Here is a 14,904-nt window from a genome sequence, read left to right as displayed (position 1 = left end):
CACATAGATCACAGCAACTTCATATTTCTTCATTATATTTGCCCGCCTGAAGCCCAAAAACCAAAAATAAAAGGAATTTCATATGAAATTGTATAAATCAGCGCTGGCGCTCTCCGTCGCTCTGGCATTGGCTGGTTGTAACGACAGCGACAACGATAGCCAGGTTGAATGCCAAATTGCGTCACCGTGTACGCAATTTACAGTCATGCATACCAACGATAACCATGGCCGTTTTTGGGAAAACGACGATGGCGAATATGGTATGGCAGCACGTAAAACCCTGGTAGATTCCATCCGTGAAGAAGTCGAAAACAAAGGCGGCTACTCATTGTTGCTGTCTGGCGGCGACATCAATACCGGTGTACCAGAATCGGATTTGCAAGATGCCGAGCCTGACTTTATCGGCATGAGTGATATCGGCTATGACGCAATGGCGGTTGGTAACCACGAGTTCGATAACCCGCTCAGCGTATTGGACAAACAGCGTGACTGGGCTGACTTCCCGATGCTGGCCGCCAACATCTATAAGGCCGACGGCAGCCGCTATTTCGAACCTTACAAAGTGTTCACGCTGGGTGACTTACGTATTGCCGTTGTCGGCCTGACCACGGAAGACACTGCGAAAATCGGTAACCCGGAATACATCTCTGAACTCACTTTCACTGACCCTAAAGAAGAGATTAAAAAGGTTATCGCCGAAATCGAGAAAAACGACGAAGCGGATCTGGTTATCGCTACCACTCATATGGGTCACTATGCAAATGGTCAACACGGTTCGAATGCACCCGGTGACGTGGCGCTGGCTAAAGCTCTAGAGGAAGGTCAGCTCGCAGCCGTGATTGGTGGGCACTCTCAAAACCCTGTGTGTATGGAAGCCGATGGGTCTGGCTACGATGCCGACTTTGAGCCTGGCGACGATTGCAAACCGGATCAGCAAAACGGAACCTGGATCATGCAGGCCCATGAATGGGGTAAATACGTGGGTCGCGCGGATTTCGAATACGCCAATGACGAACTCCACCTACTGAGCTACAAACTCATTCCGGTCAATCTGACCAAGGAACTGGATGACGGCTCTCGCGAACTGATCGGCGACAAGATCGAACCGAACCTACCGCTGAAAGAAAAACTGCAAGTGTATCAAGACGCAGGCCAGGATAAGCTGGATGAAGTCATCGCAAGTTCAGACGGTAAACTGGAAGGTGACCGCAGCGTAGTACGGAATCAGCAGACCAACCTGGGACAACTAATTGCTGTTGCCCACAAAGAAAAAGTCTCCGCAGATTTTGCCGTCATGAACTCCGGTGGCGTACGCGATTCTATTGCGGCAGGCGACATCACATACCGTGACGTGTTAACGGTACAGCCTTTTGGTAACCAAGTGACCTACAGTGAGATGACGGGAGCTGAGATCAAAGATTACCTTGGCACGGTCGCCACAATGCAAGTGGGTTCGGGCGCCTACGCACAATTGACCGGCCTGACCATGACCGTCGACTGTATGGCCAATACCGTTGATATTTCCGATATCAACGGTAAGGGCTTTAGCGACACAGCCACCTACTCCTTTACCGTACCAAGCTTCAATGCGGCCGGTGGTGACGGTTACCCTGAGCTGGATCCGGTTCAAACTGGTTATGTGGATGCCGATGTCCTTTACGGCTTCCTGAAGAGTAAGGGCTCTATCGCCGTAGGCGACTACACGCCTCCAGCAACCGTGACTTACACCAACACGGAAGATCCGTTAGCTAATGGCTGCTTGATCACTACGCCTTAACCGGGATCACACGGTAAACAATCAAAAAGCCAGCGCAACTAGCTCTGGCTTTTTACATCTGAACTTAAAACAGATCCCGTTGCGGACTTTCCGGTTCCACCGGTGATTGAGGTGTCAGTTTCCCCTGGCGGACTTTGCGTAAATAACGTTGTCGACACAATTTAATAATGTGCTGTTTTTCCGCCACGGTGTAGCTCAGCCAGTTAAAGCGCTCTTCCCTTTTGCGCATACATCCCTGACAGTAACCTTTATCGTCAACCGTACATACACCAACACAGGGGCTGGGTACATCGAAGAAATCCAGCTGTTCCATGTCTATTCTACCTTCCTCATCTGCTGACTTTACATTATGCCAAAGCGTCACAATTGTCACTTTTTCGCTCAATTTAACCGTACGCCTCTAACGACAAACTGACAAAATTTGCAGGTTGTTTTCTATACTTAAGCTTTTGATGCGCCGTCCTCACTGTTGGCAAATTAAGGAGTCTTATTATGAAGCTTAGTGTCACCACTCTGCTGGCTGGTATACCGCTAGCGTTACTTTCCGTCGGCTGCAGTATGTATTCAGGCAGTGCCGAACTCACCCCGCAGGATCTTCAGCATCACAACTGGGAGCTGATTCAGGTCGATGGTCAGGCGATTACTCAAGGTGATCGACAGCGCATGCCACGCCTTGAAGTGGGTGAAAAAATGACGGTCAATGGTAATGCTGGCTGCAATAATTTTTTCGGCCAGGGTGAACTCAAAGACAACCAGTTTCGGGTCGATAAAATCGGCATGACCATGAAATCCTGCTCTAGTGAGGCGATGCAGATCGAACAGGCGGTGGCCGAAACATTATCAACCTGGAGCACGATCACTCTGACCAAAGAACATCTGATTCTGCGTGATGATAACCATGAATTAACCTATCGACTGCGAGATTGGGTTAACTAAACCGTCCTTCCTTCTTAACGAGCGGCATGCATGCCGCTCGTTTTACGACCACACATTTTTTCTTATGCGATGTAAGAATCTCCAGCCTTATCCGGTCATAACTAGCAAGCAATAAAAGTCTTGTGGCAGAAGTTGTTACGTGAAGAGTGGGTGAAATCACACAAGCGTCAACGACCAGCACGGTTGAGGTTGATAGTCCCTGCCCAACGATTACTATTTCTTATACAACACTCCATCATCAGAGCTTCAAACGGAATAATTATGAAACAACTGCTCACCACCGTCGCCGCAGTCGCCACTGCCTTCTCACTGTCAGCGGAACCGCTAGACTGGAAACAAGTAGAGCAACAGGCCGAAGGACAAACCGTCTATTTTCATGCCTGGGGAGGCAGCCAGGAAATTAACCGTTACATCCAATGGGCAGGTGCACAGTTGCAACAGCAATACGGTGTCACGTTGAACCACGTTAAAGTCACCGATATCGCTGAGACCACCACACGTCTCATCGCTGAAAAAGCAGCAGGTAAAAACGACAAGGGCAGCGTCGATTTGGTCTGGATTAATGGTGAAAACTTCAAGTCTATGAAAGACAACCAACTGCTGTTTGGGCCGTTCACACACTCTTTGCCCAATTGGCAATACGTTGACCAAGGCCTGCCGATCGATGCAGATTTTTCTGAACCAACAGAAGGGTTAGAAGCGCCATGGGGAGTGGGCCAACTGGTGTTCATTCACGACCAAGAGACACTCAACAACCCGCCACACTCCTACGCTGAGCTGCTCAGCTACGCCCAAGCCTACCCGAACCGGGTGACTTACCCCAAGCCGCCAGAGTTTCATGGCACCAGTTTCCTCAAATCATTACTGATTGAACTGACTGACAATGATCCCCAGCTCGAGCAACCGGTCAGCGAAGGCGACTTTGCCGCCGTGACCGCGCCACTTTGGCGTTATCTGGATCAGTTCCACAAAGTGGCCTGGCGGGGTGGCAAACAATTCCCTGCCGGTACGGCCGAAATGATTCAGTTGCTGGATGACGGTCAACTGGATTTAGCCATCACATTCAATCCTAACGCTGTCTATTCAGCACAGGCCTCCGGTAAACTGGCCTCTTCCACCAAAGCGTATGCTTTTGATACCGGTGCCCTCTCCAATATTCACTTTCTGGCCATTCCCTGGAACGCGAATGCGAAATCCGGCGCTTTGGTCACCATCAACTTTCTACTCAGCCCACAGGCTCAGTCACGTAAAGGGGATCTGAACATTTGGGGCGATCCTTCGGTACTAAGCAAACAATACCTGACAGGCAGCGCCAAACAAACACAGCAATTCAAATCGGTTTCAGAGCCCCACCCAAGCTGGCAATCTGCTATCGAAAAAGAGTGGCAAAAGCGCTACGGAAGCTGATTTGAAATGCTAAGAACCCTGTATCTGCTCATCGTTGTCGGCTGTATTGTTCCGACGATTCCGGGACTGCTCGGTGTGCTGGCATCGTCACTGGGCTACCTTCCACCGCTGGACATGCAGACGATCAGTCTGACGGGCTTTCGCCAGGTGTTCGAATGGCAAGGCGTCTGGCACTCTATCGGCTTGACCCTGTACTCCTCGATGATCAGTAGTTATCTGGCGTGCGTGCTTACATTTGCGATCCTGCAAGCCAATTGGGGGACACGCTTCTGGCGCCGAATCGAGTTGATGTTGTCCCCGCTCTTAGCCATGCCGCACGTGGCATTTGCTATCGGATTTGCCTTTTTGTTTGCTCCGACAGGGCTGGGGGCGCGTTGGCTGCATGAACTGATCGGATACGATCCCAATGCCCGTTCTGTCGACGCGCTGGCGCTGCTGGTTAACGATCCGCACGCCCTGGGGCTGATTGTAATGCTGGCGCTGAAAGAAGTGCCCTTTTTATTGTTGATGAGTATTCCCATCGTACAACAACTGAATGTCTCACAAGTTACCAAAGTCAGCGCGTCATTGGGGTACAGTCGCAAGGCCATGTGGTGGAAGTGCCTGTTACCACAGTGGTTGAACAAACTGCGCTTTCCTATGCTGGCGGTCATGGCGTACAGCCTGTCGGTGGTGGACATTGCGCTGATCATCGGCCCGACGAATCCCCCCACATTCGCCGTGTTGGTGTGGCAATGGTTCAGTGATCCGGATCTGACACTGCTTCCGCGAGCGGCCGCGGGTGCCGTGGTATTGTTTGCCCTCGCGGCACTGGTGATTGGCCTTGCACGCATGGTGGAATGGCTTCTCACACGCGGCATTCGCCGCTGGCAATGGTCTGGTCGAAGTGGTATTTCTCTGGCTGGGCGTTCGCTGTTTAGTGTGATCCTGTTCATCAGCCTGATGATGATTCCATTGTTAACGCTATGGAGCTTTGCGCAGCGCTGGCGTTTCCCGGATGTACTGCCCAGCAGTTATACTCCGCGCTTCTGGCAGTACGAATGGCAGTCGGTTGCCAGCACCGTGCACCAAAGCCTGCTGCTGGCGTTGGTGTCAGCCACCGTCGCACTGGTCTTTGCACTTCTGGCCCATGAGTACCGAATCCGGTATCGATTGCAGATACCGGGATACATCATCGCCGTGCCGATGCTTCTCCCGCAGCTGTCCATATTATTCGGCCTTCAGATCATGACGCTGTATCTTCATGACAGTGCACATTGGTTTTGGGTTTGCTGGGCACACCTCTTTTTTGCATTCCCTTATGTCTATTTGTCACTGGATGGTCCTTGGCGAAGCTATGATCACAACCTGACCCGAGTATCACTCAGCTTGGGTCAATCGCCCCTGCGTACCTGGTGGCGGGTTAAAATGCCGCTGCTACTGCCCGCCATTGTTTTTGCCTGGGTGATCGGAATCAGCGTCAGCCTGGCACAATATCTGCCGACGCTGATGCTTGGCGCAGGCCGGATCCGCACCATCACCACCGAAGCGGTGGCGTTGTCGAGTGGCTTCGATCGCCGTGTTACCGCCATTTACGCCCTCTGGCAAGCGGCGTTGCCGCTGCTGTTTTTTGCTTTTGCGATCACCATTAGCCGTTTACAAGCTAAATATCGCCATTTATCGATTAAAGGTCTGTTGCCGAATGAGTCTTTGTCTAGAAAACCTCGCCATTCATAAACACAATGGAGAGGCACTGTTTTCTTCCCTCTCCTTACAGATAGAAAAAGGGGGCATTGTGACGCTGATGGGCCCGAGCGGTTGCGGAAAATCCACCCTGCTTGACGCGATTGCCGGACACTTATCGGAGGAGTTTCGTCTTACTGGCAGCATTCTGCTGGATGATCGCCCACTCAACGCACTACCAGCCCACAAACGTCAGGTAGGAATCCTGTTTCAGGATGATCTATTGTTCCCGCATTTAAATATCTGGGAGAATCTGGCGTTTGCCCTGCCCGATGCCATTAAAGGCTGCGAGCGCAAAGAGCGCGCGCTGGATGCGCTCAAAAATATCCACCTTACGAAATTGGCTCAATCCTATCCGGACCAGATTTCAGGAGGTCAGCGAGCACGCATCAGCCTGACCCGAATGCTGCTCGCCCAACCACAGGTCGCATTGCTTGATGAACCGTTCAGCAAGCTCGACAAAGCGCTGCGAAGCCAGTTTCGTGACTGGGTAATGGCGCAATTGCAATCGGCCAATATTCCCGCGCTGATGGTCACGCACGATGAGGCCGATGTTCCGCCGGGCAGCCAGGTATTGCGCTGGCCTTGGGAGGTGAACCATGCTTGATCGCCTGAGTATAAAACTGATCCGCAAGCCGCTGTCTGCCACTGCCGGCGTCATAGATAAAATGGGCCTGAGTGCCAATCAGGTCACGCTGCTGGGTTTCGTTGTCGGTTGCTTTGCCCTACCGGCACTGCTCAATCAGCAATACCTGCTGGCACTGGTGTTTATCCTCATCAATCGGGTTTGCGATGGATTGGACGGTGCACTGGCAAGAATCCAGGGCATCACGGATGCTGGTGGGTTTCTCGATATCAGTCTGGATTTCTTATTTTATTCGTTGATCCCGTTTGGCTTTGTGCTTGCAAGCCCGGAGCACAATGCTGTCGCCGGTGCATTTCTGATCTTCGCGTTTATCGGCACTGGCAGCAGCTTTCTCGCGTTTGCGGTCATGGCCGGGAAACGCGGCATTGAAAACCCGATCTACAAAAATAAATCGCTTTACTATATGAGCGGACTGACCGAAGGAACCGAAACCATCGCCTGTTTCATTCTGTTCTGTCTCTTTCCTGCCCATTTCGCCACCATTGCCTACACGTTTGGCGCCATGTGCTGGTTTACCACACTGACGCGTATTTATTCTGGCTTTCATACTCTGACCAACAACAAATAGGCTCTGTCGCAGGCGGAATTGATCGTCGTCAAACAGACATCATTCTTCACCAAAAGAGCGATGTTTAAATGACATCCGCCTGATACCATCGGACAACTCAGTCCTGATTATCCTTCGTTTATGCGCCCGAATATGGAACACGCCCTACTCAATATCGCCCTGAACCTCAGCTCTAATCTGGCCAGTGAAAAACAGTACCAACACTTGATTGACGGGATCAATCAGGTTTTTCCCTGTGATGCGAGCGCTCTGTTTATTCTTGACCAAGATGGCTTTCTGACTCCGGTAGCCGTCAACGGCTTGGCCAGCTCAGTGCTCGGACGACGTTTTTTTCCTGCCGCTCACCCGCGGCTGGAGAAAATCATCATCAGCCGCACCCCGGTGCGTTTCGATGCCGATTGTCCACTGCCTGATCCGTTTGACGGCGTGCTGCTCTCAGCGGAAAGCAGTATTGATGTCCATGATTGCATGGGTTGCAGCTTGTATGTCGATGACAAGCTGGTGGGCGTGCTCACAATGGACTCGTTGACCATTGGCGCATTCGATCACATTGAACCCGTAACGATGGAAACGTTCGCAGCTCTGGCAGCCGCAACGCTACGTAACATTGGTCAGCTTAAAGCGTTGAAAGCCAAACATAAAAAACAACAATCCGTCACAGCCACGCTCATTCAGCAAGCCCGTTCTAAACAGGGTGAGATGGTCGGGCTCAGTCCACAAATGCAGCAGCTTCGCAACAACATCGCAACCGTCGCACAATCAGACTACGCGGTACTGATCACCGGCGAAACCGGGACAGGAAAAGAACTGGTCGCTCACCAGCTCCACGCACAATCGGCACGCCGCGACAAACCCATGATTTACGTCAACTGTGCGGCGCTGCCGGAGAGCCTGGCTGAAAGCGAATTGTTCGGTCACGTAAAAGGCGCATTTACTGGCGCCAATACACACCGTGCCGGTAAATTTGAACTGGCCGACGGCGGTACGCTGTTTCTGGATGAAGCCGGTGAATTGCCATTATTGCTTCAGGCAAAGCTGCTGCGGGTGATCCAGCAGGGCGAGCTGCAACGGGTCGGCAGTGACCAACATTTACTCGTGAATGTGCGGATTGTTGCCGCGACCAACCGTCACCTTGAGCAGGAAGTCGAAGCCGGTCAGTTCCGTGCCGACTTATTCCACCGCCTGAACGTGTTTCCTATCGCCGTCCCCTCATTGCGCAGCCGCCAAGGTGACATACCGGTCCTGGCGGGTTACCTGCTGGAAAAAGTGCGTCAGCAGTTCAATGTCCCTAACCTGCATCTGCACCCGAAAGCACTCATCATGCTTGAAACACAAGAGTGGCCGGGCAATGTGCGTGAGTTGGAACATACGCTCACCCGCGCCGCGCTGCGCGCGATTCAGGCGCAAAGTCACACCATCCAGTTACCCCACTTTGATGTGGCAGTGACCGACTGCGATGTCAAAAGTACAACCCACTATTTTCCGGTGCAAAGTCAGGGAATGCGCCCTTTGGTCGAGCGTTATCAGAAGGATTTGATCCTGCATGCACTCAATAAATCGAACGGAATTTGGGCGCAGGCAGCGGAATTCCTGCAGATGGACCGGGGGAACTTGTACCGGATGGGTAAAAAGCTGGGCATCGGTCACTAACAGCGAACACAGCATTGATGTCATTTACACAACAAGACTGCTGTAAAAAGAACATCACCACCAAGTAGTGGCAATACTGCTTTTTCAATAAAAACAACAAGATAGAAATTGGCACAGAGATTGCCATTCAGTAGGCATCGGATTACTCAATCATAATACTGGAGACCTGCAATGTTCTGTATTCAATGCGAACAGACGATTCAAACCCCGACCGTCAAAGGCTGCTCATTTACTCAGGGAATGTGCGGAAAAACCTCTGAAGTTTCAGACCTGCAAGACGTGCTGGTGTATTCATTACAAGGGGTTTCTTACTGGGCGGATTTGGCACGCCAGTTTGATATTATCGACGACGAAATCAATCAATGGGCTCCCAAAGCGTTTTTCTCAACACTGACCAATGTCAACTTTGACCCGGAACGGGTTCTGGCGTTTACCCGTCAGGCGTCCCACTATCACCAGCGCCTGAAAACACAGGTTGAAGCCGCTGCAACGCTGGCCAACCGGACTCTGGAACCTCAACCTGCCGTCGCCCACTTCGTGCTGCCAGACGATGCCGACGCGATTCTGGCGTTCGCACCTGAGGTTGCGGTCAACCGTGGGAAAGAAACCTTGCATGAAGACGTCATTGGGCTGCGTCTGCTCTGTTTGTATGGCCTCAAAGGTGCGGCCGCATACATGGAACATGCCCGTGTGCTGGAGCAAACGGATAACGCGATTTACGCCGAATACCACGAAATCATGGGGTGGCTGGGACGCGATCCGGACGAGCTCAATGCCTTATTGGACTGCTCCATGCGTATTGGCCTGATGAACTACAAAGTGATGGAGATGCTTGATCGCGGTGAAACGTCTACCTTCGGTCATCCGGTGCCGACCCAGGTTAACGTCAAACCGATCAAAGGCAAATGCATCCTGGTCTCCGGGCACGATCTGCACGATCTGGAGAAAATTCTTCAGCAAACCGAAGGCACTGGCATTCAGGTTTACACCAATGGTGAAATGCTGCCCGCACACGGCTACCCGGAACTGAACAAATATCCTCACCTGGCCGGTAACTACGGCAGCGCATGGCAGAATCAACAGAAAGAATTCGCCAACTTTCCGGGGGCGATTGTGATGACATCCAACTGCCTGCTCAATCCCAACGTCGGCCAGTATGCTGACCGCCTGTTCACGCGCAGCATTGTCGGCTGGCCGGGCGTATCGCATGTCGATGGCGACGACTTCAGTGCCGTGATTGACTGTGCGTTGGCGCAGCCTGGTTTCCAACACAATGAAATCGAGCAGATGATCACCGTCGGTTTTGGCCGCAATGCATTGATGAACGCAGCGCCAGCGGTGATTGATGAAGTGAAAAAAGGCAATATTCGCCACTTTTTCCTGGTCGGTGGGTGTGACGGAGACAAAGCAGAGCGTAGCTACTATACCGATTTTACCGCCCAAGCGCCGGACGATACCGTGATTCTGACCCTGGCATGCGGTAAGTTCCGTTTCAACAAAAATCAGTTCGGCGACATCAATGGCATTCCCCGCCTGCTGGATGTTGGCCAGTGCAACGACGCCTATTCCGCCATCCAGCTCGCACTGGCACTGGCCAAAGAATTTGACTGCGGTATCAATGAGCTGCCACTGACACTGGTACTGTCCTGGTTTGAACAAAAAGCCATTGTGATCCTGCTGACTCTGTTTGCTCTGGGCGTCAAAGGCATTTACACCGGCCCCACCGCACCCGCATTCCTGACCGACAATCTATTGGCCATCATTCAGGAAAAATTTGATATGCGCGCGATCTCAGGCGTCGACGCCGACATGAGTGCCATTCTGGCGGCCTAAATTTCACAGCCCTCCATGGCGGAGGGCTTCGTATTATCTCTTCAGGATCAGATATGTTTAGCGAATGGGAACACAATCAACCCGTCGAAATGACATGCATCGAAAAATGGGCCGAAACCGGGGATTGCGTCAGCATTAAGCTGGCGCATGCCTCACTTGCCCGTTTTAGTTTTAAGCCCGGTCAGTTTGTCACATTGGGAGTGTCTATCGATGGCCAGAGCGAATTCCGGGCGTATTCCATCAGTTCACAACCCGATGAGGCGTACATTCAACTGACCGTCAAACGGGTGTCAAACGGTAAAGTCTCAACATTTATCGTTGACCAGCTGGAAGTCGGACACAGCGTCCAAGTGATGAAACCAAGTGGCGCGTTTAACTGCCTCGACCTTGCCCCCCGGCCATCGGAAGACGGTATCGCCAAAGTACTTCTGATCAGCGCAGGTTGTGGTATTACGCCCGTCTATACCATGGTCCAGTATTGGATAAACCAATCTCATCCGGTGGATATTGAGTTTCTGCACGTTGCGAAAAGCGCAGCGCACACGATCTATTTTGATCAACTGGCCACGCTGGATGAGCAATATGCTCAGTTCCATCTCAGGCTGCTGCTCAAAGATGCCACTGGTACGCCCTACCCACAAGGACGCCTCACCTCTGATTGGCTGATGCAACGGGTTCCGGATCTGCAAGACAGGCAAGTTTATCTGTGCGGGCCGGAACACTTCATGTGCGATGTAAAACAGTGGTTAGAACAGGCGCAATTCGATATGGCCGCCTTTCATCAGGAGAGTTTTACCCCCGCAGCAACACCCGAAGCCATATCCGAAACCGTGCACACCGAGGTGGAGATTGAGGTCCCCGCGTTTGCCAGGAGATTGACGGCTCAACATGGCGCTGTTCTGGCCGACGTCCTCGAACAAGCCGGTTTACCTGTGATTGTGGCCTGTCGCAGCGGAATCTGTGGCTCGTGCAAATGCAAAGTCACGCGTGGCAGCGTCAATACCTTCAGTCACGAGGCGCTGACTGAGCAGGAGGTGGCACAAGGATACATTCTGGCTTGCTCGTCGACACTAAGCGAAAACATCGGCGTTGACATCGGATAAAAAATCCCCTCAACTTTGGAGGGGATACTCATTACTGACGACGGAACATCATCACTTTCAAACTGGCTTCATGATCAACATCAGCAAACTCCGGCGGATTGTCAAGGCGTTCGACAAATTGCAGCTCCGGCGCTTCCTGTGCCATAGCATCAATCAAAAACTGGCTGGAAACCACAGGTGAGTTGACACAGGCCATCACCTCACCGCTGGCGGTCAGCATATCGGGCAGACGGCGAAGGATCTTGGCGTAATCCTTAGTGAGTGCAAAGCTGCCCTTTTGAAATGACGGTGGATCGATAATGATCAAATCATACGGACCGGACTTCTTAATTTTTCCCCAGGACTTAAAAATGTCATGGCCGAGAAAGCTCACTGCATTGAGATTGTGGTCGTTCAGTTTATGGTTATCCCGACCTTTACTCAAAGACGCTCGCGCCATATCAACATTGACCACTTTGTCTGCTCCTCCTGCCATCGCGGCAACGGAAAAGCCACAAGTGTAGGCAAACAAGTTGAGGACACTTTTGTGTCTTGCATGTTGTCTGACCCAATCGCGGCCAAATCGCATGTCGAGAAACAAACCGAAGTTCTGGTTGCGACCGATATCCAACTGATACTTCAGCCCGCTCTCTGCTACTATCGGGCGCTCCGTCAGTTCACCCGCGAGAATTTGTGTCGGTGCGCCGTTTTCATAGCGGTGCTGCACCGCTATGCAGCGACCCTGTTTCTGTTGCCAAAGTTCACTGTGCGCTAACGCCGTCAGGCCTTGTTCAAGTTGACGAAGAAATGCGTCGTCAACGCCTTTGAACAGGTTGACGATCAATTGCCCCTGAAGCCAGTCACAAGTCAGTTGCTCCAATCCGGGCCAACGTTGGCCACGACCATGGAACAACCGACGAATTTCATCCGGTGCCTGACGTAACTGCTCCGTCAAATGGTCAAAAAAAACCGGTAACGCCGCAGTTTGCATTGTGTTATTTATTTCTTGATGGTCGGCCATTGCAATTCCCAAGGTGTGAGCCAAAGTTCGATCGTGTCTGTGACTGGATGATGGCGCCATTTATCGCCCAATTGCGCATGTTGGCGGGGATCACAAACCAGATCGTATCTCTGCTGCTGATATTCAAAACGCAGCGCAAAAGCATGCAGGTAGCCGCGATCGGCATGAGAGGCTGGGTTGTAAATAGCGTCGCCGACAATCGGTGACCCCAGCGACTTGAGCGCCACACGGATCTGATGCGTTTTTCCAGTATGCGGCTTGCATAAAAACAACCGTTCTCCCGCCTCAGCAGCGGCAGAGAAAAACTGGGTAATGGCAGGATTGTGCTGCGAGTTCAACAGTTTCCACGACGCCCGACGCGAGCGTTCCATGTCCCCTTTGACTAATCCCTGTTTCTTCTTCGGCTTTTTAGCCCCAATCGCCAGATAAAACTTTTCTACCTGACGCTGCGCAAATGCCGCAGACAGAGCACTGGCAGCCTGGGCGTGACGTCCAAGCAACAGCAAACCAGAGGTCATCTTGTCCAGGCGATGAATCAGATACAGTTGTTCGTCTCCGGTAGCTCGGGCGACTTCCTGCAACAACATGGTATCGCCATCGTCTTTGTGAACCGATACACCCGGATGTTTGTTGATGACCAGAAAATCATCGTGTGTATAAAGAATATCGAACATAGGGCCTCTTCATTTCAGGCGACGAAGTATAACCAACCGAAACGAAAAAAGCTGCCCGCAGGCAGCTTTTGGTGATGTGTTTTCAATCAAACAATCGAGAAGATGAAGACAGACAGAATCGCCACCGGACAGACGAAGCGTACGTACCAAGGCCAAATCTTCCAGAACAGCCCCGTGGCTATCTCAGGGTTCCCTTCTTTCAGCTCATTGAGCAGATTATTGCGATTCCAAATCCAGCCAACCACAATGGCCCAGATTACGCCCAGTAGTGGCTGCATGTACACTGTCGAAACATCAGCGACGATGCCAAACAATGCACCGAAATTGAGCGAGATAATAATACTCAGAACCAGAATAGCGCCACCGATTAGCCAGGTCGCTGTCGTACGTTCCATGTTCAGTTCGTCCTGAGCGCAGGAAACTGGCACTTCAAGTAGCGAGATGGATGACGTCAGAGCGGCGATCACCATCAATACAAAGAAACCGATCCCAACGACAACACCCACACCACCCATGGTATCGAACATGGAAGGCAATACAGCAAACACCAGATCGCCAGAACTGAGGAGCTCACCGGCCTCATTGAAGATTTCCACACCATTGTGCCTGGCCACGTACATCGCAGGCAAGATCAGTAAGCCCGCCGCAAACGCTACCCCGGTATCAATCGCTGCAACCTGACCCGCAGTTTTGGGGATGTTGACGTCTTTAGTCAGATACGAACCGTAGACCATCATAGAGCCGACGCCCAAAGACAGGGAGAAGAACGCCTGCCCCATAGCATCCACAACCAGGCCAGGGTGTACGTGAGACAGATCCGGGACCAAGTACATCTTCAAACCTTCCATCGCGCCATCTTGCGTAAAGATATAGATGATCATGACAGCAAACAGTACAAACAGCGCTGGCATCAGACGGGTTGACCACTTTTCGATACCGTCGGCCACGCCTTTTTGTACCACCAGAATGGTCAGAACCGAGAACAGGACCGCTAATAGCACGTTGCGTGGTCCACCGAAATTCACCAACCAGTCGGCTGCCGTTTGTAACCCGATGACATCCAGTGCTGGTGCGGCCGCAAAACCCATCAACCAACCTGCCAAGATGGAATAGAAACTGAGAATCATTGAAGCCGCAATCATTGCAATCAAACCAAAGAAACCGGCGGCTGCACGGTTTTTAGTCCAAATCGACTTTAGTGACGCTATCGGGTTAGCCTGCCCGTGGCGACCGATCGTCAGCTCTGCGACCAGCATTGGAAAGGCGAGCAGAAACACCATCGCCAGATAGATGACAAGAAACGCCGCACCACCATTACTGGCAGCTTTAGTTGGAAAGCCCCATACGTTCCCCAAGCCGACGGCAGAACCTGCTGCCGCCATAATAAAGCCAATTCTCGACGAGAAGTGACCACGATTACTGTTTGCCATAGTTGTTACCACTGTTGTGTTTGCATTGACGGCGCCGAATAATGTTATGTGTAAAATTTTATATACACTTTATAAAAAGTTGAGTGGCGCTCATGTGGTGGCAAGTAAATCAGTTTGGGCTTAAAATTGAAAGCCCGCGCAGTCTAATTTTCCAACAC

13 protein-coding genes are annotated in these 14,904 nt (G+C 51.7%); 9 read left to right on the top strand and 4 right to left on the bottom strand.

The annotated features are described in order from the left end of the window. The first annotated feature begins 82 nt into the window (after window positions 1–82). Window positions 83–1,777: a bifunctional UDP-sugar hydrolase/5'-nucleotidase UshA gene (gene ushA / locus CAG65_RS02875; RefSeq protein ID WP_161452044.1), complete on the top strand. Its 1,695-nt coding sequence runs from the start codon at window positions 83–85 to the stop codon at window positions 1,775–1,777. Window positions 1,778–1,841: 64 nt separating this feature from the next. Here the strand turns inward: ushA and CAG65_RS02870 are convergent, their stop codons facing one another. Beyond that, window positions 1,842–2,090: a DUF1289 domain-containing protein gene (locus CAG65_RS02870; RefSeq protein ID WP_021707092.1), complete on the bottom strand. Its 249-nt coding sequence runs from the start codon at window positions 2,088–2,090 to the stop codon at window positions 1,842–1,844. 179 nt (window positions 2,091–2,269) lie between these two features. Between CAG65_RS02870 and CAG65_RS02865 the strand changes: the two genes are divergently transcribed. From CAG65_RS02865 to CAG65_RS02830, 8 genes are all read left to right on the top strand, one after another. Then, window positions 2,270–2,713, top strand: coding sequence for an META domain-containing protein (locus tag CAG65_RS02865; protein ID WP_161452042.1), 444 nt, complete (start codon window positions 2,270–2,272; stop codon window positions 2,711–2,713). Window positions 2,714–2,974: 261 nt separating this feature from the next. Next, window positions 2,975–4,120: an ABC transporter substrate-binding protein gene (locus CAG65_RS02860; RefSeq protein WP_161452040.1), complete on the top strand. Its 1,146-nt coding sequence runs from the start codon at window positions 2,975–2,977 to the stop codon at window positions 4,118–4,120. 6 nt (window positions 4,121–4,126) lie between these two features. Then, window positions 4,127–5,836 (top strand): ABC transporter permease, encoded by a 1,710-nt coding sequence (locus CAG65_RS02855; protein WP_161452038.1) that lies wholly within the window; start codon window positions 4,127–4,129, stop codon window positions 5,834–5,836. Next, window positions 5,802–6,449, top strand: coding sequence for an ATP-binding cassette domain-containing protein (locus tag CAG65_RS02850; protein WP_161452036.1), 648 nt, complete (start codon window positions 5,802–5,804; stop codon window positions 6,447–6,449). The genes CAG65_RS02855 and CAG65_RS02850 overlap by 35 nt, the downstream gene beginning before the upstream one ends. Continuing rightward, window positions 6,442–7,056: a CDP-alcohol phosphatidyltransferase family protein gene (locus CAG65_RS02845; RefSeq protein ID WP_021707097.1), complete on the top strand. Its 615-nt coding sequence runs from the start codon at window positions 6,442–6,444 to the stop codon at window positions 7,054–7,056. The genes CAG65_RS02850 and CAG65_RS02845 overlap by 8 nt, the downstream gene beginning before the upstream one ends. A gap of 132 nt (window positions 7,057–7,188) precedes the next feature. Further along, window positions 7,189–8,706, top strand: a complete 1,518-nt coding sequence (gene norR, locus CAG65_RS02840; RefSeq protein WP_443098368.1) for a nitric oxide reductase transcriptional regulator NorR — start codon at window positions 7,189–7,191, stop codon at window positions 8,704–8,706. A 171-nt stretch (window positions 8,707–8,877) separates the two neighbouring features. Further along, window positions 8,878–10,539, top strand: coding sequence for a hydroxylamine reductase (hcp, locus tag CAG65_RS02835; protein WP_161452032.1), 1,662 nt, complete (start codon window positions 8,878–8,880; stop codon window positions 10,537–10,539). 53 nt (window positions 10,540–10,592) lie between these two features. Next, window positions 10,593–11,642: a hybrid-cluster NAD(P)-dependent oxidoreductase gene (locus CAG65_RS02830; RefSeq protein ID WP_161452030.1), complete on the top strand. Its 1,050-nt coding sequence runs from the start codon at window positions 10,593–10,595 to the stop codon at window positions 11,640–11,642. A 31-nt stretch (window positions 11,643–11,673) separates the two neighbouring features. Here CAG65_RS02830 and CAG65_RS02825 read toward each other — a convergent pair whose 3' ends face one another. The 3 genes from CAG65_RS02825 to CAG65_RS02815 form a co-directional block, all read right to left on the bottom strand. Continuing rightward, a complete protein-coding gene (locus CAG65_RS02825) occupies window positions 11,674–12,612 on the bottom strand; it encodes a class I SAM-dependent methyltransferase (protein ID WP_161452046.1) in 939 nt (312 codons plus the stop codon). An 8-nt stretch (window positions 12,613–12,620) separates the two neighbouring features. Next, a complete protein-coding gene (locus CAG65_RS02820) occupies window positions 12,621–13,316 on the bottom strand; it encodes a TIGR01621 family pseudouridine synthase (protein WP_161452028.1) in 696 nt (231 codons plus the stop codon). An 86-nt stretch (window positions 13,317–13,402) separates the two neighbouring features. Next, window positions 13,403–14,746: a sodium-dependent transporter gene (locus tag CAG65_RS02815; protein WP_161452026.1), complete on the bottom strand. Its 1,344-nt coding sequence runs from the start codon at window positions 14,744–14,746 to the stop codon at window positions 13,403–13,405. Window positions 14,747–14,904 lie beyond the last annotated feature (158 nt).

This window comes from Vibrio sp. V39_P1S14PM300, from assembly GCF_009904765.1.
In the GTDB taxonomy this organism is placed as follows: Bacteria; Pseudomonadota; Gammaproteobacteria; order Enterobacterales; family Vibrionaceae; genus Vibrio; species Vibrio proteolyticus.
The sequence above is the reverse complement of the archived record's forward strand: the minus strand, read 5'-3'. Positions and strand labels throughout refer to the sequence as shown.